We start from the raw sequence: 20,927 nt of genomic DNA, 5'->3' as shown, positions 1-20,927 counted from the left end.
AGGTTCAGGTGCGCGCGGAGATCGTCAGCGCGACGTCGTCGGCCACCTTGACGGTGCCCATCATCAGCGAGAACGGCTTGATCTTGAAGTCGGTCTGCGTCACGACGGTCTCGCAGGAGAAGACGCTGTCGGCGGATGTGACGGTCAGCGGGTGCGGGCGGGTGACGCCGTGGACGGTGAGTTCGCCGTCGACCCGGTAGGTGTCGCCGTCGCGCTGTACCGCGGTGGAACGGTAGGTGATGGTCGGGAACTTCTTGGCGTCGAGCGACTTGAGCGCGTTGCTGCGGGCGATGCCCGGCTCGGCGCCGGTCCACGGTGCGAGGCCGCCCTCACCCTTGAGCACGGTCAGCGAGTCGACGTCGACGGTCAGCGTCACCGAGAGGGGATGGCCGTCGTCGTCGACCTCGGCCGTCGCCGTCCAGGAGGTCATCTCGATGGTCAGCCGATGCCCGGTGCGGGCGGCGCGGCCGGCGGTACCGGTGTGCAGGAGCAGGTCGCCGTCGGCGGCGGTGAGATTCCAGGTGGAGCCCATGGTCTCCACTGTGGCAGGTGTGCCACCCGGCGGCCAGTGATCGGGCGCGGTCGGGGCGAATGTCGGGCCCAAGGACCCCGGTCGGCGATTTGGGGAGGTCAGCCCACGGAGGGTAAGGTTGTCCGCTGGTGCTCGACCCGTCTCCGCCGGAGCCGGAACGTCAGCCCCGGGTCCCTACCGGTCGCCGGGAATGAGCTGTGTCGCCGCGCCCGACCGGCAGAATCGAACGAACAGTGAGGACTACTGTGCCTACCTACACCCCGAAGGCCGGTGACGTCACGCGCACGTGGCACGTCATCGATGCCACCGACGTGGTGCTCGGCCGCCTCTCCGTGCAGGCCGCGAACCTGCTGCGCGGGAAGCACAAGCCGACCTTCGCCCCGAACGTCGACGGCGGCGACTACGTCATCATCATCAACGCCGAGAAGGTCGCGATCAGCGGCAACAAGGCCACCGACAAGAAGATCTACCACCACTCGGGTCACCCGGGCGGCCTGAAGTCCCGCACCGTCGGTGAGGTTCTGGCGACCCGTCCCGACCGTCTCGTGGAGAAGGCCGTCAAGGGCATGCTCCCGAAGAACAAGCTCGGCGCCGAGATCGCCTCGAAGCTGAAGGTCTACGCCGGCCCGAACCACCCGCACGCGGCCCAGCGCCCCGTTCCCTTCGAGATCAAGCAGGTTTCCCAGTGACCAACGAGAACGTGAACAACGACGTCGAGGTCGCTCTCGACGAGGTCGTCCTGGAAGACGGCGGCTACACCACCGAGTCGGCTGACGTCGAGGTCGCCGAGGTCGTCTCGCGCGGCCCGGTCGTCATCGATCGCCCGATCCAGACCGTCGGCCGCCGCAAGGAGGCCATCGTGCGCGTCCGGCTGCTGCCGGGCACCGGTGAGTTCAAGCTCAACGGCCGCACCCTGGAGGACTACTTCCCGAACAAGGTGCACCAGCAGCTGATCAAGGCTCCGCTGGTCACCGTCGAGCGTCCCGACGTCTTCGACATCCAGGCCAAGCTGGTCGGCGGCGGCCCCTCGGGCCAGGCCGGCGCGCTGCGCCTGGCGATCGCCCGCGCGCTGATCGAGGTCAGCCCGGAGGACCGTCCGGCCCTGAAGAAGGCCGGCTTCCTGACCCGCGACGATCGCGCCGTGGAGCGGAAGAAGTACGGCCTGAAGAAGGCCCGCAAGGCTTCGCAGTACAGCAAGCGCTGATTTTGGCGCGACTGTTCGGCACCGACGGCGTCCGGGGCCGGGCCAACGACCAGCTCACCGCAGAGCTGGCGCTGGCCCTGGCCTCGGCCGCCGTTCGCGTTCTCGGTGCAGATGCTCAGACGCGGCCCCGCGTCGTCGTGGGCCGCGACCCCCGCGCCTCGGGGGAACTCCTGGAAGCCGCGCTGTGCGCCGGTCTGGCCGCCGCTGGCGCCGACGCGATCCGCGTCGGCGTGGTGCCGACCCCCGCGGTCGCCTTCCTCACCGCCGACTACGCGGCGGACTTCGGCGTGATGATCTCCGCCTCCCACAATCCGATGCCCGACAACGGCATCAAGTTCTTCGGCGCCGGCGGGCACAAGCTCGACGACGCCACCGAGGACGCCATCGAAGCCGCCATGGCCGGTGAGCAGCCCCGCCCGGTCGGCGCGGGAGTCGGCCGGCTGGTCGACGCCCCCGACGCGGTGACGCGCTACCTCGACCACCTCGCCGCGCACGGCGGCACGCACCTTGACGGTCTGACCATCGTGGTCGACTGCGCCAACGGCGCGGCCGCGCACGTCGGCCCGCGCGCGTACGAGGCCGCCGGGGCACGGGTGATCGCCATCCATGCCGCGCCGGACGGACTCAACATCAACAAGGACTGCGGCTCCACCCACCTGGGCGATCTGCAACGCGCTGTCCTGGAACACGGCGCCGACCTCGGCCTCGGGCACGACGGTGACGCCGACCGCTGCCTCGCGGTCGATTCGACCGGCGCCGTGGTCGACGGCGACCAGATCATGGCGATCCTCGCCCTGGCGATGCACGAGCGCGGGGAACTGACCGACGACGTCCTGGTGGCGACCGTGATGAGCAATCTCGGCCTGCACCTGGCCATGACGGCGGCCGGGGTGGACGTCAAGGTGACCGGCGTGGGCGACCGCTATGTGCTCGAGGAACTGCGCGCCGGTGGCTACGCCCTCGGCGGCGAGCAGTCCGGGCACATCGTGATCCCGTCGGCGGGGACCACCGGCGACGGTGTCCTCACCGGCCTCCTGCTGGCCCGCCGGGTCGCCGAGACCGGTCGTCGGCTGGCCGACCTGGCCGCGGTGATGACCGTGCTCCCGCAGGTGCTGATCAACGTCCCGGTCAGCGACAAGCACGCCGTCGCCGCCGCGGAGTCGGTCGAGGCCGCGGTCGCCGCCGCCGAGACGGAACTTCACGGTGCCGGTCGTATCCTGCTGCGCCCGTCGGGGACCGAGCAGCTGGTCCGGGTGATGGTGGAGGCCACCACCGCCGACGGCGCGCAGGCCATCGCCGAACGCGTCGCCGAGGTCGTCGCCGCGGTCTGACGGCACGGGCGACAGGTGCCGCGGAAGAATCCGGGTACCGACGAACGTGGCGCCGGATCGGTGCGCAAGCAGCGGTCGCGAGCGCTGCCTGTGCACCGACGCGCCGCTTCTGTACCGATCCGCTGCTTTCTGGGGCGTGTCGGGGAACCGGGGCGGGGGCTGGTGCGTCTGAGTCGCATGAGAAATGAACTGCGCGAGGCGGCGGGACTCACGCAAGCCGAGGTCGCCGAGCGGATCGGCGTGTCGCAGCGGCAGGTGTCGAAGATCGAGAGCGGGGACCTCGACAACTCGAAGGTGAGTACTCTCCGGAAATATGTCGCGGCCGTCGACGGCGACCTCGTGATCGAGTACGCGAGGGGCGACGACCGGGTGCAGATCGCCTGAGATGCTCTTGCGCCGGTCCGGCGTGTAGTGCCGGGAGGAGTAGTTGTGAATCACCACCTGGTGGAGGTGGGGCTCGTCGTACACCTGGACACAGACGTGAAACAACTGCAGTCTGTGTTCGACGCGCTTGCCGATGCTGTCGCCGATATCGGTTCCGATGACCACGGACCTCTCGACGGCGACGTCGGCATGACGGTGGCCGAGCGCCTCATCTCACTGGCGATCACACTCGACGACGACGACGATGATGAGCGCGCCGCGCGCAGAGGCCTGGCCGCGGTTCGAGCTGCGGTGCATGCGGCCGGCGGTCCAACCGGGGTATGGGAGAAGTTCACCGTCGCCCGTGAGCGGGTGCAGGTCGCCTGAACCGTTTTCGGAAGAAGTGGAACCGGACGGGGGCCTGGTGCGTCTAATTCTGTATGGGGACCGAACTGCGGCTCGACGCCGCCGCGCTGGATCTGCTCGTCGCCCGGCAATTCGCGATCGCCGATGCGCTCGACGGCTGTGCGCAGCGATTGAGACCGCCGCTCGACTGGGCGCGGACGCCGGCGCACCGGGAGGTGGCGGGGACTCTCGGGCGGCGCCTCGACGAGCTCTCCGCGCGGATCGGTGCCGCGGGCCGGTCGCTCGCGGTGATCGCGTCGACCACCGCCGTGCAGGCCGCCACCGTCACCGAGACGGATACACCGCTACCGGCCGCGGGGGCCTCCGGTGAATCCGATTGAGGCGTTCCTGGCGCTCCTGCGGCTGTGGCGTGACCGCGGTGCGGTCGCGTTCGACGACGACGAGGTGGCCGCCCCGCATCGCGCGCTCCGCGACTTCGACCTCGATGCTTTCGGGGCGACGGCGCAGGCCCTGCGCACCCAGTCCGCGGTGCTCGACGACTCGTTGACCAGGCTCGACGCCGTCGTGGCCGAGACACCGCTCGGCTGGACCGGCACGGGCGCGCTGGCGGCGCAGCACGCGGCGGCGCGGCTGGCCGCCGATCTGCTGCCCACCGCGGAGGCGGTCGGCCGGTACGCGCGGACGGTGAGCACCGCGCACGAGATCCTCGGCGAGGTGTTCGCCGACTACCGCAGCACCATGGAACAGGTGACCGGACCCGTCGCGGCCGGGACCGGTCCGGCGGCGGTGCGCGACGAACTCACCGCACGGCTCGACCTGGCCGAAGCCGCGGGGCGGGCCACCTCCCGCGCGGTGGACGAGTCGATCGCCGCACTCGGCGGCGAATGGGGATCGGACGGCGAACTGGTCCTGGCGGGTGAGCGGTGAGCGTCATCGCCGAACTGGAGGCCATCGGGGCGCGGGCGCGGCATCGACTGGCGCGGGCGCGCCGGACGTATCGGCGGGTCACCGACGAGCGTCGGGGCGGTTTTCGCGAAACGGAATCGCTGCCGCGCCTGATGGTCGCCGTGCCACTGGATAGGGTAGGACCGTGCCCGGAAAGAAGAAGGTCATAGCGCCCCCGCCGGATCGGCTGATGAAGGAGCTGGCGCGCCGTGGACCGCACAAGGTCGATCGCGGTGACCTGGGCATCGTCGGGCTGGCCGGTCAGGTGTTCGCACCGCGGACCGGCAAGGATCTGCCGGGGGTGGCCTTCGCGCACAGCTGGCTGCGCGGCAGCCGCCACTATCGCGACCTGATGTTCCACCTCGCGAGCTGGGGCATCGTGGTCGCGGCGCCGGATTCGGAGCGGGGACCGCTCGCCTCCGACGTGGAACTCGCGACCGATCTGCGCGCGGCGCTCACCGTGCTGCAGAGCGTGCGGCTCGGCGCACCCGGCCAGATCGGCGTGGACCCCGAGCGCGTCGCGGTCGCCGGTCACGGCTTCGGTGCGGCCGCCGCGGTCCGGGCCGCCGGATCGCAGGCGCTGCTCGGCCGGCCGCAGATCCCGGTCCGGGCGGTGATCGGCCTGTTCCCGGCGCCGACCACATCGAGCCTGCTGGACGCGGCCGCCTCGGTGACCGCACCGTCGCTGATCGTCGCGGCGGCCGATGAGATGGATTCGATGATCGGCAACGCGGTGCCACTCGCGAAGGCGCTGGGCGGCGACGTGGTCTTGCGCACACTCGCCGGGGTGGACGGCCGCGCGCTGCTGGAGAATCCGTCGATCAAGTCGCTGATCGGGATCAACGGGGCCGAGCGGAAGGTGCACGCGGCGGTTCGTGCGCAGGTCACCGGCTATCTGCTGCACACCCTGACCGGCGACGAACGCTACGCCGCCTTCGCCGATCCGGAAGCCGACATGGGCGCGGTCACGGCCGTCGACGTGGCGACCGCGCGCCGCGCGGACGTCGACCACGTCTCCCAGCTGCTGGGCATTCCCGCCTACAAGGCGGACGACGACGAGGACGGCAAGCGCAAGAAGGGCCCGGCCGCTCTCGCCAGGTAAACTCGACGACCATGTGCGGAATCGTCGGATACGTGGGGGAGCGCCAGGCTCTGGACATCGTCGTCGAAGCATTGCGACGGATGGAATACCGCGGCTACGACTCGGCCGGCGTGGCCGTCGCCGACGGTGCCGGCCACCTGACGGTGGAGAAGAAGGCCGGGCGCCTCGGAAACCTGGAAGAGCTGATCACTCAGGTCGGCCCGGACACCCTGCGCGGCACCACCGGCATGGGTCACACCCGCTGGGCCACCCACGGACAGCCGACCGACCGCAACGCGCACCCGCACGTCAGCGACGACGAGAAGTTCGCCGTCGTGCACAACGGCATCATCGAGAACTACGCCCCGCTGCGCGCCGAACTCGAAGACGCCGGGGTCGAATTCGCCTCCGACACCGACACCGAGACGGCGGTGCACCTGCTGCGCCGCGAGTACACCTCCGGTGCGAACGCCGGCGACTTCGTGGCCAGCGCTTACGCGGTGCTGCGCCGCTTGGAGGGCGCCTTCACCGTCGTCTTCATGTCCGCCGACAATCCCGGCGTGATCGTCGCGGCCCGCCGCTCCACCCCCCTCGTGGTCGGCGTCGGGAAGGGCGAGATGTTCGTCGCGTCCGATGTCACGGCGTTCATCGAGCACACCCGTGACGCCATCGAACTCGGCCAGGACGAGGTGGTGGTGATCACCGCCGACAGCTTCGACATCACCGACTTCGACGGCAACCCCACCGGCGGTAAGCCCTTCCACATCGACTGGGATCTCGCGGCGGCCGAGAAGGGCGGCTACGAGTACTTCATGCTCAAGGAGATCGCCGAGCAGCCCGAGGCGCTGGCGAACACCCTCCTCGGGCACCTGGAGAACGGGCGCATCGTGCTCGACGAGCAGCGCCTGAGCGACCAGGACCTGCGCGACGTCGACAAGGTCTTCGTCGTCGCCTGCGGCACCGCCTACCACGCCGGGATGATCGCCAAGTACGCGATCGAGCACTGGACCCGCCTGCCTGTCGAGGTGGAGCTGGCCAGCGAATTCCGCTACCGCGATCCGGTCCTCGACCGGTCGACGCTGGTGGTGGCCATCAGCCAGTCCGGCGAGACCGCCGACACCCTGGAAGCCGTCCGGCACGCCAAGGAGCAGAAGGCCCGGGTCCTGGCGATCTGCAACACCAACGGCGCGCAGATCCCGCGCGAATCCGACGCGGTGCTCTACACGCACGCCGGCCCGGAGATCGGTGTCGCGTCCACCAAGTGCTTCCTCGCCCAGATCGCCGCCGCCTACATGGTGGGCCTGGCCCTCGCGCAGGCCGTCGGCACCAAGTACCCGGACGAGGTGGTCGCCGAGTTCCGCGCTCTGGAGGCCGCGCCCGCCGCGGTGGAGACCGTGCTGGAGCAGATGGAGCCGGTCCGCGCCCTCGCCCGCGAGTACGCCGCCGCCGACACCGTCCTGTTCCTCGGCCGCCACGTCGGCTACCCGGTGGCCCTCGAAGGCGCGCTCAAGCTCAAGGAACTGGCCTACATCCACGCCGAGGGCTTCGCCGCCGGCGAACTCAAGCACGGGCCGATCGCCTTGATCGACGACGGTCTGCCGGTGATGGTCGTGATGCCCTCGCCGGAGGGCCGCCCGGTGCTGCACTCGAAGATGATCAGCAACGTCCGGGAGATCCAGGCCCGCGGCGCGCGGACCATCATCCTCGCCGAGCCCGGTGACGAGATCGCCGCGTCGGTCGCCGACCATTTGATCCCGATCCCGCACACGCCGACGCTGCTGCAGCCGCTGGTCTCCACCGTGCCGCTGCAGGTCTTCGCCGCGACCGTGGCGCAGGAGCGAGGCTACGACGTCGACAAGCCGCGTAACCTCGCGAAATCGGTGACGGTCGAATAGCCGTGCTCGGCTACTACTCCGCCGATCGGATCCGCGCCGCCGAAGAGGCCACCGGGGATCTCCTGACCAGCGGTGTCCTGATGAGCCGGGCTGCCACGGGGGTCGCCGCGGTCGCGTTGCGTGAGCTGCGCGGGCGGTACGGACAGACCTATGGACGGCGCGTCGGCCTGGTGATCGGCGCGGGTAACAACGGCGGTGACGCGCTCTACGCGGGCGCGCGCCTGGCGGGCCGCGGCGTCGCCGTCGACGCGGTGCTGCTGGCCCCGGATTCCACCCACCCCGGTGGGCTCGCGGCGCTCCAGCGCGCGGGCGGGCACATCGTCGACCGGCTCGGTCCCGACACCGATCTGGTGATCGACGCCGTCGTCGGACTGGGCGGCCGTGGCCCGCTGCGCCCGGCCGCCGCGGCGGCGTTCGCGGCCGTCGCCGGGGTCCCGGTGCTGGCCGTCGACCTGCCGTCCGGGATCGATCCCGACACCGGCGTGGTGCATCACCCGTCGGTGCGCGCCGACGTCTGCGTCACCTTCGGCGAACGGCGCCTCGCCCACCTGCTCGCCGCACCCGAGTGCGGCCGCGTCGAGGTGGTCGACATCGGCCTGACGACGCCCGACCCGGAGGTGGCGGCCCTCACCGACGCCGAGACCGGCGCGCTGTGGCCGGTGCCCGGGCCGCACGACGACAAGTACACGCAGGGTGTGGTGGGGATCCTGGCCGGTTCGGACGCCTATCCCGGGGCCGCGGTGCTCTCCACCAGCGGCGCGGTGGCCGCGACCTCCGGCATGACCCGCTTCGTCGGCACGGCCGCACCCGAGGTGGTCGCGCACCGGCCCGAGGTGGTCGCCGTGCGTGAACTCGCCGACGCGGGCACCGTGCAGGCCTGGGTGATCGGACCGGGCCTGGGCACCGGCGCGCACGCCGAACGACTCGTCGAGCAGGTGCTCGGCACCGACGTTCCGGTGCTGGTCGATGCCGACGGACTGACCGTGCTGGCCCGCCGGCTCGATCTGCTCGACGGCCGTACCGCGCCGACCCTGCTGACCCCGCACGCCGGTGAGTTCGCCCGTCTCGCCGGGCATCCGCCCGGCGACGACCGGCTGGCGGCGGTCCGTGACCTCGCCGGGCGCCTGGGCGTCACCGTGCTGCTCAAGGGCCGGATCACGCTGATCGCGGATCCGGACGGCCGGGTGCTCGGCAACGACGCGGGCTCGTCGTGGGCGGCGACCGCCGGAGCGGGCGACGTGCTCTCCGGGATCGCCGGGGCACTGCTCGCCGCGGGCCTGCCGCCGCGACTCGCCGGAGCGGCCGCGGCCCGCGCGCACGCGACGGCGGCACGACTCGCCGCCCGCGGCGCGCCGATCGGCGCTTCCGCACTGGCGGACGCGGTGCCGGAGGCCATCCGCGTGCTCCGCGCCTCGGGAGGCGCGTCGTGAGACCGGCACTGGAGGCGTCCGTCGACCTGTCGGCGATCGCCCACAACGTCGGGGTGATCACCGAACGCGCAGGCGTGCCGCTGATCGCCGTGGTCAAGGCCGACGGCTACGGCCACGGCGCGACACCGGTCGCCCGGGCCGCGCTCGCCGCGGGTGCCGCCGAACTGGGCGTCGCGCATCTGACCGAAGCCCTGGCCCTGCGCGCGGACGGGATCGACGCGCACCTCACGTCGTGGCTGCACACCCCCGACACCGATTTCGCGGCCGGGATCGCCGCCGGCGTCGACCTCGCGGTGTCGTCGCCGCGGCAGCTGGCCGCCGTGGTCGCCGCGGCCCGCGAACTCGGCACCACCGCGACGGTGACCGTCAAGGTCGACACCGGGCTCGGCCGCAGCGGTATCGCGCCCGGCGAATGGGAGCAGACCGCGCGCGAGGTCGCCGCCGCGCAGGCCGAGGGCGCCGTCCGGCTGCGCGCCGCGATGTGCCATCTCGCCTTCGGCGACGAGCCCGACCACCCGATGAACACGCGGCAGGCCGACCGTCTCGACGCGGCCGTCGCCGATCTGCGCCGGCTCGGTGCGGCACCCGACGTGGTGCACATCGCCAACTCGCCGGCCGCGCTCACCCGGCCCGACCTGGCCCGCGACCTGGTCCGCCCCGGCATCGCCGTCTACGGCTACTCGCCGATCCCGGAGCTCGGCGACTTCGGCCTGATCCCGGCGATGACGCTCTCCGCCCAGGTCGCCCTGGTCAAGAACATCCCGGCCGGGCAGGGGGTGTCGTACGGCCACCGGTGGGTGGCGCCGCGCGACACGACGATCGCGGTCCTGCCCGCGGGCTACGCCGACGGCGTGCCACGGCTGCTGTCCGGGCGCTTCGAGGTCTCGATCAACGGGCGACGATTCCCCGGTGTCGGCCGGGTCTGCATGGATCAGCTGGTGGTGGACCTGGGACCCGACGGCGGCGGCGTGACCGAAGGCGACCGGGCCGTCCTGTTCGGCGCGACCGGCCCCGGTGAGCCGTCGCTCCCGACGGCCACCGACTGGGCCGATGCCATCGGCACCATCGACTACGAGATCGTCACCGGTATCCGCGGACGTGCCGTGCGCAGCTACCGCGGCGCGGCGGGGGAGGCGCAGTGAGCGAGCAACAGCAGGAGCCGGGACCCGCCCGGCCGGCGGTCCACGTGCCCGAGCAGCGGCGCCCGCGCCCGGGCTGGGCGTCGGGCCTGCGGGACGTCGGTTCGCTGGGCGCGACCCTGGGCGGCAACGTCCGGCGCTCCCGGCGCCGCAAGAAGAGCGGCACCGCGGTCGACCCGAACACCGGTGTCGATTTCAAGCGCATCTACACCGACGAGTCGTCGACCGTCATCGCCGATGACGGGGTCGGTCTCGCGGTGCGCACGCATCTGACCGGCGACGACACCGAGCGCTCACCGGAACTGACGGTGATCTTCGTCCACGGCTTCACGCTGCGGATGGCGTCGTGGCATTTCCAGCGGTACGGCCTCGCCGAGCGGTGGGCCGACCGGCGGATCCGGATGGTCTTCTACGACCAGCGCGGACACGGCCGCAGCGACCCGGCCTCGGCCGCGAGCTCGTCGGTCCCGCAGCTCGGGGACGACCTCGCGGCGGTGATCCGGGCCGTCGCACCGACCGGCCCGGTGGTGCTGGTGGGGCATTCGATGGGTGGCATGACGATCATGGCGCTGGCCCGGAGCCATCCCGAACTCTTCGGCTACAAGGGACGCGTCTCCGGCGTCGCCCTGATCTCGACCGCCGCACGCGGCATCACCGAGGCCGGTCTCGGTGAGGGCCTCAACAATCCGGTCGTCGACGCCCTGCGCGTCTCCGTCCGGTACTTCCCGCGCCTGGTGCAGGCCGGGCGCGGCGTCACCCGCCAGGCCGTGGAACCGGTGCTGATCGCCGCCAGCTTCGGTCCCGACTTCTACAGTCCGTCGGCCGGTCACGCCGTGGAGTCGATGATCCAGAACACCCCCATCTCGACGATGGTGAACTTTCTGCACGCCCTGGAGAGCCACGACGAGTCGACCGCGCTGCCGGTGCTCGCGCAGGTGCCGTCGGTGGTGATGTGCGGCGACATCGATCGGCTGACCCCGCTGCCGAATTCGCTGCGCATGTACTCCGAACTGGGCGACGACTCGCGGCTGCTGATCGGGGAGGGCTGCGGCCACATGCTGCCGATGGAGCACCCCGACCTGGTCAACGACGGTATCGACGGGCTGGTCCAGCGATCCCGGATCGCCCTGAACCGGCCCAAGATGCGATGGTACTGGGGGCGTGATGGGAGCGTCTGATCCGGTCCGCGGCGCCGCCGGGCGGCGCGAGCTGCCCGAGGTCGCCGACACCGAGGCGCTCGGCGCCGACCTCGCGCGGATCCTGCGGGCCGGGGATCTGGTGATCCTCGACGGGCCGCTCGGCGCGGGCAAGACCGCGCTGACCCGCGGCCTGGCCGCCGGGCTCGGCGTGCGCGGGCGGGTCAGTTCGCCGACGTTCATCATCGCGCGCCAGCACGCGTCCGGCGAGGGCGGCGGCCCCGGCCTGATCCACGTCGACGCCTACCGCCTCGGCGGGCTCGACGATCTCGACGCCCTCGATCTGGACACCGATCTCACCGATTCGGTGGTCGTCGTCGAATGGGGCGAGGGCGTGGCCGAACGGCTGGTCGACGAGTATCTGACGGTGCGGCTGCGGCGCGCGGACGACTCCGACGTGCGCACCGCGGAATGGGAATGGGTGAGCCATGAGTGACCCGCGGCTGATCCTGGCCCTGGACACCGCCACTCCGACGGTGGTGGTGGGGCTGGTGGAACTCGGCGACGCCGGTCCGCGCACCCTCGCCGAACGGGTCGTGGACGACCACCGCCGCCACGCCGAGGTCCTCACCACCCTGATGCGCGACGTGCTGGCCGAGGCCGGCGTCACCGGCGCGGATCTGGACGGGGTGGTCGTCGGCTGCGGGCCGGGCCCGTTCACCGGCCTGCGCGTGGGCATGGCGACCGCCGCCGCATACGCGGACGCCCTGGGCATCGGCGTGTACGGGGTGTGCACCCTGGACGCGATCGCCGGGGCGGCCGGTGAGTCCGCCGACGTGCTGGTGGTGACCGACGCCCGGCGTCGCGAGGCCTACTGGGCCCGGTACCGGGATGGGCAGCGGATCGACGGTCCGCAGGTGAGCGCACCCGATGCCGTCGTCGTGGGGGAGGCGGCCGTCGTCGCCGGGACCCCCGGCTTCACCGACCGGTACGGGCTGCCGGTCTCGGCCGTGACCGTCCCGACGCCGGCCTCGCTGGTGGCCGCCGCGGATCTCACCGCTCCCGGGCCGCTCACGCCGCTGTACCTGCGGCGGCCGGATGCGGTGGAACTGAAGGACCAGCGCCGCAAGTCGTTGCTGCCGTGATCGTCGACGCCCTCACCCCGCGCGACCTGCCGCGCTGCGCCGAATTGGAGACCGTGCTGTTCGCCGGCGACTCGCCCTGGCCGCTCCCGGGCTTCGTGAGTGAACTCGCCGCGGCGCACAACCGCTACTTCGCGCTCCGCGCCGAGCCCGGCGGGCCGGTCGCCGGCTACGCCGGGATCAGCCTCCTCGGGCCGCCCGGCGGGCAGGAATGCGAGGTGCACACCATCGCCGTCGCACCGGAGTTCCAGGGCACCGGCGGCGGCCGGGCGCTGATGTCGGCGATGCTGACGGTTGCCGATGCCGCGGGCGCGCCGGTATTCCTGGAGGTGCGTACCGACAACACGCCGGCCATCGGGCTGTACGAGAGCGTCGGTTTCACCGTCGCCGGGGTCCGGCGCAACTACTATCAGCCGTCCGGCGCCGATGCCTACACCATGGTGCGCCCGGCCGACGAGGGGACAGCGTCACCGTGATCGTGATGGGTATCGAGAGCTCGTGCGACGAGACGGGCGTCGGGATCGTCTCCTGGGACGGCGAATCGGCGACGCTGCTGGCCGACGAGGTGGCCTCCAGCCAGGACGAGCACGCCCGCTACGGCGGCGTGGTCCCCGAGGTGGCCTCCCGCGCGCACCTGGAGGCCATGGTGCCGACCATGACCCGCGCCCGCGAGGCCGCCGGGATCGACCGGCCGGATGCCATCGCGGTGACCATCGGCCCCGGGCTGGCGGGCGCCCTGCTGGTCGGCGTCGCCGCCGCCAAGGCGTACGCGCTGGCCTGGGATGTGCCGCTGTACGCGGTGAACCACCTCGGCGGCCACGTCGCCGTCGACACCCTGGAACACGGCCCGATGCCGCCCTCGGTGGCCTTGCTGGTCTCCGGCGGCCACACCCATCTGCTCGGCATCGAGGCCCTGGACCGGCCGATCGACGAACTCGGCACCACCATCGACGACGCGGCCGGGGAGGCCTTCGACAAGGTCGCGCGGCTGCTCGACCTCGGCTATCCCGGCGGGCCGGTGATCGATGAGCTGGCCCGCGACGGCGATCCGGCGGCCATCAAGTTCCCGCGCGGTCTGACCGGTCCCCGCGACGCCCCGTACGACTTCTCGTTCAGCGGCCTCAAGACGGCCGTCGCGCGCTACGTGGAGGGCGAGGTGCGGGCCGGTCGCGAGGTCAGCGTGCCCGACGTGGCGGCGTCGTTCCAGGAGGCGGTGGCCGACGTGCTGACCGCTAAGGCGATGCGTGCGGTCGCCGAACGCGGCGTCGACACCCTGGTGCTCGGCGGCGGGGCCACCGCCAATTCCCGGATCCGGTCCCTCGCGCAGGAGCGCGCCGATGCCGCGGGGGTGCGGCTGCGCGTCCCGAAGCCGCGGCTGTGCACCGACAACGGCGTCATGGTGGCGACGCTGGGTGCGCACGTGATCGGCGGCGGCGCCCCGGCGTCGTCGCTGAACGTGGCGACCGATCCCGGGATGTCGGTGCAGATCAGCAAGCTCTGAGCGAACTCATCGCGTCTTAGCGGACCCAAGGGTTGAGTGCTGGCACTCGCATGGGTAGAGTGCCAGATGGCAGAGGTTCACCGCCGCGGCACCCGCGACGACGCGGCACCGATCCGAGCCGACAACCCCCATCACGAACGCAAAGGACTGACATCGTGGCAGGCGTGAACATCAAGCCGCTTGAGGACAAGATCCTTATTCAGGCCGTCGAGGCTGAGACCACCACCGCTTCGGGTCTGGTCATTCCGGACTCGGCCAAGGAGAAGCCCCAGGAGGGCAAGGTCATCGCTGTGGGCCCCGGCCGCTGGGACGAGGACGGCGACAAGCGGATCCCGCTGGACGTCAGCGAGGGTGACACCGTCATCTACAGCAAGTACGGCGGCACCGAGATCACCTACGGTGGCGAGGCCTACCTGATCCTGTCGGCGCGCGACATCCTCGCGGTCGTCGGCTGATCGCAGACGCAAGAACCCGAGAACACCCCGGACGGCCGTCAGGCCGCCGGGGTGTTCTTCATTCCGTGGCTGGGCCGGCGGCGGCGGATCAGGTGCCGCTCATGCTCGGACAGGCCGCCCCAGATGCCGTAGATCTCGTCGACGGACAGGGCGTGGGAGCGGCACTGCGCGATCACCGGGCACGCGGCGCAGATCTGCTTGGCACGACGTTCGCGCTGCAGTCGTGCGTGCCCGCGCTCACCCTCGGGGTGGAAGAACACCGACGAGTCCAGGCCCCGGCAGCCACCCTCGCGCTGCCAGTCCCAGAAATCGGCGTTGGGGCCGGGCAGGCGGTCTGCGGTGATGGTCACGGCTCTTTCCTCTCCTCATTCCGCGTGCGCATCCGCGCTCGCATCGCTCACGCTAGGGTGGCCGAATCCGGCGAGTCAAACAGCCGCGACAGGGTCTGTGAGCAGCAATTTTGCGGTCAGGTTAACGGGTGGTGCGGCTCCTGGCGTTTCGCCGTCTCGCGGTAACACCGGGTAAACATGACGTGGACCCGATGTCACGAGAAGCGACGACTGGTCACCGATTGTTACGCCGCACGAAATCCGACGAGAAGAGGACGATGACCGGGGAGCACGCCGGACTCACGCAGTGGCAGCGGGCCGTCGAACTCGGCGCGCAGGGGTGGGCGGCGGCCGCCCGCACCGCCCTGGCGACGCTGGTCGCCGATCCGCGGACGTCCACGGCGGTGGTCTCCCTCGCCCACAGCACCCGTGCCTCGCTGATCCGGCAGTCCGGGGGACACGCCGCGGCCCGGGCCGGGGACGGCCGGGCCTGCGCGCTCGCCGTCGCCGGCGCCGACAGCGACGACGAATGGCTCTCCGCGGCGTGGATGGACGGGCTGGTCGGGCTGGCCGCGGACAACCTGGGGATCGGCGACTTCGCCGCGTCCCGCCGCCTCCTCGACCGGGCCGCCGGCTGCCGCGCCGACGCGCGCACCGCGCTGCGGCTGTCGTGGGTGCGCAGCGAATGGGGCCTCTACTCCGGTGACCTGACCGTCGCCCGCGCGGCGGCGGCCCGGTCGGCGGACCTCGCCGAGGCGCTCGACTCGCCGCGCCACGGCCTCAAGACCGGACTGATCGCCGCGGCCGTCGCCGCCGCGACCGGCGACACCGAGGCGGCGGTGCGGGGCGGGCGGGCCGCCTACGACCGGGCGGGGGAACTGGGTCTGCTCCCGCTGCGCTGGGCGGCCGTGACGCTCCTCGCGGGCGTCGACCCCGGTACCGGGGAGTACGCGGCGTCCGCCGCCGAACTGCGCAGCGTACTGGCCCGCCGCGGCATGCCGCTCGCGCCCCTTCGGCCCGGCGAGCGCCACGGTCGATAAGGTGGACCGGTGATCCGCCGAACCCGTCCCGCCTCCACCGGGGACCGGACTCGGCACAGCGATGTAACACTTCGAGCACAGTGTGACGATGAAACTGACAGGTGAGGCGCTGGACGAGAAGGTCCGGGAAGCGGTGAGCGGGGACCGCGTGGCGCTGAGCTCAGTGCTCGAAAGTGTGCGAGAACCCGTTCTCCGCTACTGCCGGGCACGCATGGGTGCCGGCGAACGGCACCTGTTCTCGGCTGACGACGTCGCGCAGGAGGTGCTCATGGCGGTGATGACGGCGGTGCCCCGGTACCAAGACCAGGGTCGCCCGTTCATGGCCTTCGTCTACGGCATCGCCTCGCACAAGGTCGCCGACGCGATGCGCTCGGCGGCACGCGTCAAAGCCGACCCCACCGACGCCGTCCCCGAATCGGTCGACGTCTCCCGTGGCCCCGAACAACGAGCTCTCGACAACGATGCGAGCCGCCGGATGGCCGCGCTCCTGGAGACCCTGCCGGAGAAGCAGCGCGAGATCCTCGTGCTGCGCCTGGTGGTCGGGCTGTCCGCGGAGGAGACCGCCGAGATGGTCGGCAGCAGCGCCGGCGCGGTGCGCGTCGCGCAGCATCGTGCGCTCGCGAAGCTCAAGAAGCAGATACGACCGGGAGGTGAGTGGTGAAGCACGAGGACGAGTCGCCCGTCGACCTGAACGCCGTCCACCACGACGACGACTTCCTGAACGCCCTCATCGAGGGCCGGGCGCTGCCCGATCCCGATCCCGCCGAGCAGCGGCTGGGAGCGCTGCTGTTCGCGTGGCGCACCGAGACCCTCGCCGAGCCGATCCCGGTGGAACCCCGGCTGCCCGACGTCGAGCAGGCGATCGCCGTCGCCGAGGCCGAACGCAAGCGCCGCGCCACCGCCCGCCACCTGCGCCTGATCTCCGGCGCCGCCGCGATCACCGCGGTGGCGGCCGCCGGCCTGCTGGTGCTGTCGGAGAACTCGCAGCCGGGTGACCCGCTGTGGAACGTCAAGAAGGTCGTCTTCGCCGAGTCCGCCAAGCAGACCCAGGCCACCGTCGACGTCCAGAACACGCTGGAGCGCGCCGAGGTCGCGATGGCCGCGGGCGACACCACCGGGGCCACCGTGCTGGTTCGGAAGGCGCAAGAGGACCTCAAGCCGGTCCACGACAAGGCCACCCGCGAGCGGATGCAGCAGTGGATTCAGCGCCTGCTGTCCGACGACAAGCCGGTGACCTCGGCGTCGTCGTCGACGAGCGCGACCACGCCGGTGGATCCGACCACGTTGCCGTCGGAGGTGAGCGGTTCGCCGACCACCTCGGTGACCGTGCCGGTGACCCCGACCACGCCGACCAAGCCGCCGTCGTCCTCGTCGTCCGCGTCGCCGTCGTCGAGCACCAGCGCGTCCGCGTCGCCGCCGTCGAGTTCGATTCCGGAGGGCGCGGTTCCGGCCGAATAGCCGCCCGGCCTCAGCGCCGGCGTTCGCCGAAGATGCCGTGGGCGTCGGCGAATCCGCGACAGTAGTCCCAGGTCACGTAGTCCTCGGGGCGCGGATCGAGGGCCGGCTCATGCGGACGGACCGAGCCGTCGGCGAGCAGCTGATGCAGGCTGGCGCGCAGCATGTCCCAGTCGTGGAAGTGATCTTCCCGACAATCCTCGCAGATCACCACGAGACCACGGATCCCGCGCGGGGCGAGCAGCCGTTCGTACACGTCGAGGTCGGCCAGATCCTCGCGGACCGCCTCGCGCTCCTGATCATCCAGGGGCACACCGGGTTCCATCGCGTCCAGAGCTGCGGCGGGATCGCTCGGGTCGTCCGCGAACGGGTCCGGCGGCATTCCGGGAGGGAAGTGGTCGTGCACGTCCTCCACCGTAGCCGATCGGGTCGGTGGCCGCCTCGGCCGATACGATGGAACGATGACGCCCGTACGCACTGGTGGAGATGATCCGAACAAGGTCGCGATGCTCGGCCTGACCTTCGACGACGTGCTGCTGCTTCCGGCCGCATCCGACGTCGTTCCCAACGCCGTCGACACCTCGTCGAGGCTGACCCGGGAGATCACCCTCCGTGTGCCTCTGGTCAGCTCGGCGATGGACACGGTGACCGAGTCGCGGATGGCCATCGCCATGGCGCGCGCCGGTGGCATGGGCGTGCTGCACCGCAATCTGTCGATCGAGGCGCAGGCGTCGTCGGTCGAGACGGTCAAGCGGTCGGAGGCCGGCATGGTGACCGATCCGGTGACCTGCCGCCCGGACAACACCCTCGCCGAGGTTGACGCCATGTGCGGCAAGTACCGGATCTCCGGGCTGCCGGTCGTCGATGATCGCGGCGACCTGGTCGGCATCATCACCAACCGGGACATGCGCTTCGAGCACGACCAGTCCCGGCCGGTGTCCGAGGTGATGACCCCGGCGCCGCTGATCACCGCGCAGGAAGGCGTCTCCGCCGAGGCTGCGCTCGGGCTGCTGCGGCGGCACAAGATCGAGAAGCTGCCGATCGTCGACGGCGCGGGCAAGCTGACCGGCCTGATCACCGTCAAGGACTTCGTCAAGACCGAGCAGCACCCGAACGCCACCAAGGACGCCGACGGCCGCCTGCTGGTCGGCGCCGCGGTCGGTGCCGGCGACGAGGCCTGGAACCGGGCCATGGCGCTCGCCGATGCCGGCGTCGACGTGCTGGTCGTCGACAGCGCGCACGGTCATTCGCGCGGCGTGCTCGACATGATCGCCAAGCTCAAGGCCGAATTCGGCGGACGCGTCCAGCTGATCGGCGGCAACGTCGCCACCCGCGACGGTGCGCAGGCACTGATCGACGCCGGCGTGGATGCGGTGAAGGTCGGCGTCGGGCCGGGCTCCATCTGCACCACGCGCGTGGTCGCCGGCGTGGGCGCCCCGCAGATCACCGCGATCCTGGAGGCGTGCGCGGCCGCGTCGGCCGCCGGGATCCCGGTGGTGGCCGACGGTGGGCTGCAGTATTCGGGCGACGTCGCCAAGGCGCTCGCGGCCGGGGCGTCGACCGCGATGCTGGGCTCGCTGCTGGCCGGTACCGCCGAGTCGCCGGGTGAGCTGATCCTGGTCAACGGCAAGCAGTTCAAGAGCTACCGCGGCATGGGTTCGCTGGGCGCCATGCAGGGCCGCGGCCAGGGCAAGTCGTACTCGAAGGACCGCTACTTCCAGGACGACGTGCTCGCCGAGGACAAGCTGGTGCCCGAGGGCATCGAGGGCCGGGTGCCGTTCCGGGGCCCGCTGTCGCAGGTGATCCACCAGCTGGTGGGCGGGCTGCGCGCCGCGATGGGATACACCGGGGCGTCGACCATCGGTGAGCTTCAGCAGGCGCAGTTCGTGCAGATCACCGCGGCCGGACTCAAGGAGTCGCACCCGCACGACATCACGCTGACCGCCGAAGCCCCGAACTACTACACCCGCTGAACCTTCTCCTTCGCAGAAAGGCGCCCTGGTGCGTGACCTCGTCGAATTCGGTATGGGCCGGACGGCCCGCCGGACCTATGAACTCGAAGACATCTCGATCGTGCCGTCCCGGCGCACCCGGTCGTCCAAGGATGTCTCCACGGCCTGGCAGATCGACGCGTACCGCTTCGAGACGCCGATCCTGAACCACCCGACCGACGCGATCGGCTCCCCGGCATCGGTGATCGAACTCGGCCGGCTCGGCGCGCTCGGCGTCCTGAACGGTGAAGGCCTGTGGGCCCGGCACGAGGACGTCGAGGGCAAGCTCGCCCAGCTGATCGAGATCGCCGACGGCGATCCGGATCCGTCGGCCGCGGTGCGGTTCCTGCAGGAGCTGCACGCCGCGCCGGTGAAGCCCGCGCTGCTGGCCGCCGCCGTGGCGGAGGTCCGCGCGGCCGGTGTGACCACCGCGGTCCGGGTGAGCCCGCAGCACGCGCCCGAGCTGACGCCCGCGCTGCTGGAGGCCGGGCTGGAGATCCTGGTGGTGCACGGCACCATCATCTCCGCGGAGCATGTCGCGAAGGCCGAGGGCGAACCGCTCAATCTGAAGACCTTCATCGCCGACCTCGACATCCCGGTGATCGCCGGTGGCGTGCAGGATCACCGCACCGCGCTGCACCTGATGCGGACCGGTGCGGCCGGCGTGATCGTCGGCTACGGCTCGGCGGAGGGCGCCACCACCACCAACGAGGTGCTCGGCATCGGCGTCGCCATGGCGACCGCGATCGCCGACGCCGCCGCCGCGCGCCGCGACTACCTGGACGAGACCGGCGGACGCTACGTGCACGTGATCGCCGACGGTGATCTGCACACCTCCGGCGACGTCGCCAAGGCCATCGCCTGCGGCGCCGACGCGGTCTCCCTCGGCACGCCGCTGGCGGCCGGCGCGGAGGCCCCGGGCCGGGGCTGGTACTGGCCGTCCGCCGCCGCTCACCCGGACACCCCGCGCGGCGCGCTGCTGCAGGTGGCCGAGGAGGAGACGCGGGCGAGTTTCGAGCGCATCCTGACCGGACCGTCCGACGACCCCGACGGCCTGCTCAACCTGATCGGCGCGCTGCGCCGGTCGATGGCGAAGGCCGGATACGCGGATCTGAAGGAATTTCAGAAGGTGGGCCTGTCCGTTCGGGGCTAGGGGCCTAAACTGACCGCGTGGACGTGATGGAGGACGTGTTCACGTGGGTGGCGGTCGCCTTCGAGGCGCTCGGCGCTGTGGTGATGGTCGTGGGCACCGTCGTCGCGATCGTCCTGGGCGTCCGGGCCGGTCTGCGTGGCCGGCCGGGGGAGGAGGTCTTCGCCGTCGTCCGCCAGACGCTCGGCGGGGCGATCCTGCTGGGTCTCGAGGTGCTGGTGGCCGCCGATCTGGTCCGGACCATCACGTCCAAGCCGTCGCTGCAGGATGCGCTGATCCTCGGCATCATCGTGCTGATCCGGACGATCCTGTCGATCTCCATCCAGATCGAGATCGAGGGCGTGCTGCCGTGGCGGCGGGCCCTGCTCACCAGCGGTGCGACCGTCGTCGCCCATCAGGTGGCGAAGGATCGGGCGGCGTCCAGGTAAGGGCACACTTCCTA

At 71.6% G+C, this 20,927-nt stretch carries 26 protein-coding genes; 23 read left to right on the top strand and 3 right to left on the bottom strand.

All coding sequences use genetic code 11. The features are described 5' to 3' along the window. Nucleotides 1–4 precede the first annotated feature (4 nt). Complete coding sequence (locus tag ACSEEN_RS12500; RefSeq protein ID WP_298442065.1) at nt 5–532, bottom strand: YceI family protein; 528 nt, start codon at nt 530–532, stop codon at nt 5–7. Nucleotides 533–777: 245 nt separating this feature from the next. Between ACSEEN_RS12500 and rplM the strand changes: the two genes are divergently transcribed. The 17 genes from rplM to groES all read left to right on the top strand — a co-directional run bounded on the left by rplM (nt 778) and on the right by groES (nt 14,520). Then, nucleotides 778–1,221, top strand: coding sequence for a 50S ribosomal protein L13 (rplM, locus tag ACSEEN_RS12495; RefSeq protein ID WP_247866856.1), 444 nt, complete (start codon nt 778–780; stop codon nt 1,219–1,221). Continuing rightward, nucleotides 1,218–1,736 (top strand): 30S ribosomal protein S9, encoded by a 519-nt coding sequence (rpsI, locus tag ACSEEN_RS12490; protein ID WP_247866858.1) that lies wholly within the window; start codon nt 1,218–1,220, stop codon nt 1,734–1,736. The genes rplM and rpsI overlap by 4 nt, the downstream gene beginning before the upstream one ends. 2 nt (nt 1,737–1,738) lie before the next feature. Continuing rightward, nucleotides 1,739–3,067, top strand: coding sequence for a phosphoglucosamine mutase (gene glmM, locus ACSEEN_RS12485; protein ID WP_371307307.1), 1,329 nt, complete (start codon nt 1,739–1,741; stop codon nt 3,065–3,067). A gap of 177 nt (nt 3,068–3,244) precedes the next feature. Next, nucleotides 3,245–3,451 (top strand): helix-turn-helix domain-containing protein, encoded by a 207-nt coding sequence (locus ACSEEN_RS12480; RefSeq protein ID WP_298442068.1) that lies wholly within the window; start codon nt 3,245–3,247, stop codon nt 3,449–3,451. Between the two features lie 45 nt (nt 3,452–3,496). Continuing rightward, on the top strand, nt 3,497–3,817 hold the full coding sequence (locus ACSEEN_RS12475; RefSeq protein ID WP_298442069.1) for a hypothetical protein: 321 nt from the start codon (nt 3,497–3,499) through the stop codon (nt 3,815–3,817). A 53-nt stretch (nt 3,818–3,870) separates the two neighbouring features. Beyond that, nucleotides 3,871–4,176 (top strand): hypothetical protein, encoded by a 306-nt coding sequence (locus tag ACSEEN_RS12470; RefSeq protein WP_371307306.1) that lies wholly within the window; start codon nt 3,871–3,873, stop codon nt 4,174–4,176. Beyond that, nucleotides 4,163–4,723 carry a hypothetical protein gene (locus ACSEEN_RS12465; RefSeq protein WP_298442071.1) on the top strand — a complete coding sequence of 187 codons (561 nt, stop codon included), beginning with the start codon at nt 4,163–4,165 and terminating at the stop codon, nt 4,721–4,723. The genes ACSEEN_RS12470 and ACSEEN_RS12465 overlap by 14 nt, the downstream gene beginning before the upstream one ends. A gap of 163 nt (nt 4,724–4,886) precedes the next feature. Continuing rightward, entirely contained in the window at nt 4,887–5,843 is a 957-nt protein-coding gene (locus ACSEEN_RS12460; protein ID WP_440713343.1) for a dienelactone hydrolase family protein, read from the top strand. An 11-nt stretch (nt 5,844–5,854) separates the two neighbouring features. Next, on the top strand, nt 5,855–7,717 hold the full coding sequence (gene glmS, locus ACSEEN_RS12455; RefSeq protein ID WP_247866872.1) for a glutamine--fructose-6-phosphate transaminase (isomerizing): 1,863 nt from the start codon (nt 5,855–5,857) through the stop codon (nt 7,715–7,717). 2 nt (nt 7,718–7,719) lie between these two features. After that, nucleotides 7,720–9,147 carry an NAD(P)H-hydrate dehydratase gene (locus ACSEEN_RS12450; RefSeq protein WP_440713342.1) on the top strand — a complete coding sequence of 476 codons (1,428 nt, stop codon included), beginning with the start codon at nt 7,720–7,722 and terminating at the stop codon, nt 9,145–9,147. Next, entirely contained in the window at nt 9,144–10,289 is a 1,146-nt protein-coding gene (alr, locus tag ACSEEN_RS12445; RefSeq protein ID WP_247866876.1) for an alanine racemase, read from the top strand. Before ACSEEN_RS12450 ends, alr begins: the two co-directional genes overlap by 4 nt. Nucleotides 10,290–10,333: 44 nt before the next feature. Continuing rightward, entirely contained in the window at nt 10,334–11,464 is a 1,131-nt protein-coding gene (locus ACSEEN_RS12440; protein ID WP_440713371.1) for an alpha/beta fold hydrolase, read from the top strand. After that, nucleotides 11,451–11,918 (top strand): tRNA (adenosine(37)-N6)-threonylcarbamoyltransferase complex ATPase subunit type 1 TsaE, encoded by a 468-nt coding sequence (tsaE, locus tag ACSEEN_RS12435; RefSeq protein WP_440713341.1) that lies wholly within the window; start codon nt 11,451–11,453, stop codon nt 11,916–11,918. The genes ACSEEN_RS12440 and tsaE overlap by 14 nt, the downstream gene beginning before the upstream one ends. After that, nucleotides 11,911–12,567, top strand: a complete 657-nt coding sequence (tsaB, locus tag ACSEEN_RS12430) for a tRNA (adenosine(37)-N6)-threonylcarbamoyltransferase complex dimerization subunit type 1 TsaB (RefSeq protein WP_298440558.1) — start codon at nt 11,911–11,913, stop codon at nt 12,565–12,567. The genes tsaE and tsaB overlap by 8 nt, the downstream gene beginning before the upstream one ends. Further along, complete coding sequence (gene rimI / locus ACSEEN_RS12425; RefSeq protein ID WP_298440591.1) at nt 12,564–13,040, top strand: ribosomal protein S18-alanine N-acetyltransferase; 477 nt, start codon at nt 12,564–12,566, stop codon at nt 13,038–13,040. Before tsaB ends, rimI begins: the two co-directional genes overlap by 4 nt. Continuing rightward, nucleotides 13,037–14,065: a tRNA (adenosine(37)-N6)-threonylcarbamoyltransferase complex transferase subunit TsaD gene (gene tsaD, locus ACSEEN_RS12420; protein ID WP_247866889.1), complete on the top strand. Its 1,029-nt coding sequence runs from the start codon at nt 13,037–13,039 to the stop codon at nt 14,063–14,065. The genes rimI and tsaD overlap by 4 nt, the downstream gene beginning before the upstream one ends. 155 nt (nt 14,066–14,220) lie before the next feature. Continuing rightward, a complete protein-coding gene (groES, locus tag ACSEEN_RS12415) occupies nt 14,221–14,520 on the top strand; it encodes a co-chaperone GroES (RefSeq protein ID WP_247866893.1) in 300 nt (99 codons plus the stop codon). 38 nt (nt 14,521–14,558) lie between these two features. Here the strand turns inward: groES and ACSEEN_RS12410 are convergent, their stop codons facing one another. Further along, entirely contained in the window at nt 14,559–14,870 is a 312-nt protein-coding gene (locus ACSEEN_RS12410; protein WP_247866895.1) for a WhiB family transcriptional regulator, read from the bottom strand. Between the two features lie 257 nt (nt 14,871–15,127). On the opposite strand from ACSEEN_RS12410, the gene ACSEEN_RS12405 reads away from it, so the two are divergent. The 3 genes from ACSEEN_RS12405 (at nt 15,128) to ACSEEN_RS12395 (ending at nt 17,347) form a co-directional block, all read left to right on the top strand. Continuing rightward, nucleotides 15,128–15,889, top strand: a complete 762-nt coding sequence (locus ACSEEN_RS12405) for a hypothetical protein (RefSeq protein ID WP_371307299.1) — start codon at nt 15,128–15,130, stop codon at nt 15,887–15,889. A gap of 88 nt (nt 15,890–15,977) precedes the next feature. Then, nucleotides 15,978–16,550, top strand: a complete 573-nt coding sequence (locus ACSEEN_RS12400) for a sigma-70 family RNA polymerase sigma factor (protein ID WP_298440595.1) — start codon at nt 15,978–15,980, stop codon at nt 16,548–16,550. Continuing rightward, on the top strand, nt 16,547–17,347 hold the full coding sequence (locus ACSEEN_RS12395) for an anti-sigma-D factor RsdA (protein ID WP_440713340.1): 801 nt from the start codon (nt 16,547–16,549) through the stop codon (nt 17,345–17,347). The genes ACSEEN_RS12400 and ACSEEN_RS12395 overlap by 4 nt, the downstream gene beginning before the upstream one ends. Before the next feature lie 10 nt (nt 17,348–17,357). Here the strand turns inward: ACSEEN_RS12395 and ACSEEN_RS12390 are convergent, their stop codons facing one another. Further along, nucleotides 17,358–17,750, bottom strand: a complete 393-nt coding sequence (locus ACSEEN_RS12390) for a DUF5319 domain-containing protein (protein ID WP_247866903.1) — start codon at nt 17,748–17,750, stop codon at nt 17,358–17,360. 55 nt (nt 17,751–17,805) lie between these two features. On the opposite strand from ACSEEN_RS12390, the gene guaB reads away from it, so the two are divergent. Genes guaB through ACSEEN_RS12375 form a run of 3 tightly spaced genes read left to right on the top strand, consistent with a single transcriptional unit; the run spans nt 17,806 to nt 20,913 of the window. After that, nucleotides 17,806–19,317 carry an IMP dehydrogenase gene (guaB, locus tag ACSEEN_RS12385; RefSeq protein WP_247866904.1) on the top strand — a complete coding sequence of 504 codons (1,512 nt, stop codon included), beginning with the start codon at nt 17,806–17,808 and terminating at the stop codon, nt 19,315–19,317. 28 nt (nt 19,318–19,345) lie between these two features. Continuing rightward, entirely contained in the window at nt 19,346–20,488 is a 1,143-nt protein-coding gene (locus ACSEEN_RS12380; RefSeq protein ID WP_247866906.1) for a GuaB3 family IMP dehydrogenase-related protein, read from the top strand. Nucleotides 20,489–20,514: 26 nt separating this feature from the next. Further along, nucleotides 20,515–20,913, top strand: a complete 399-nt coding sequence (locus ACSEEN_RS12375; protein WP_247867941.1) for a DUF1622 domain-containing protein — start codon at nt 20,515–20,517, stop codon at nt 20,911–20,913. Nucleotides 20,914–20,927 lie beyond the last annotated feature (14 nt).

The sequence above is a fragment of the Gordonia marina genome, assembly GCF_052036135.1.
Classification (GTDB): domain Bacteria; phylum Actinomycetota; class Actinomycetes; order Mycobacteriales; family Mycobacteriaceae; genus Gordonia.
This window is presented reverse-complemented; position numbering and strand designations above follow the sequence as displayed.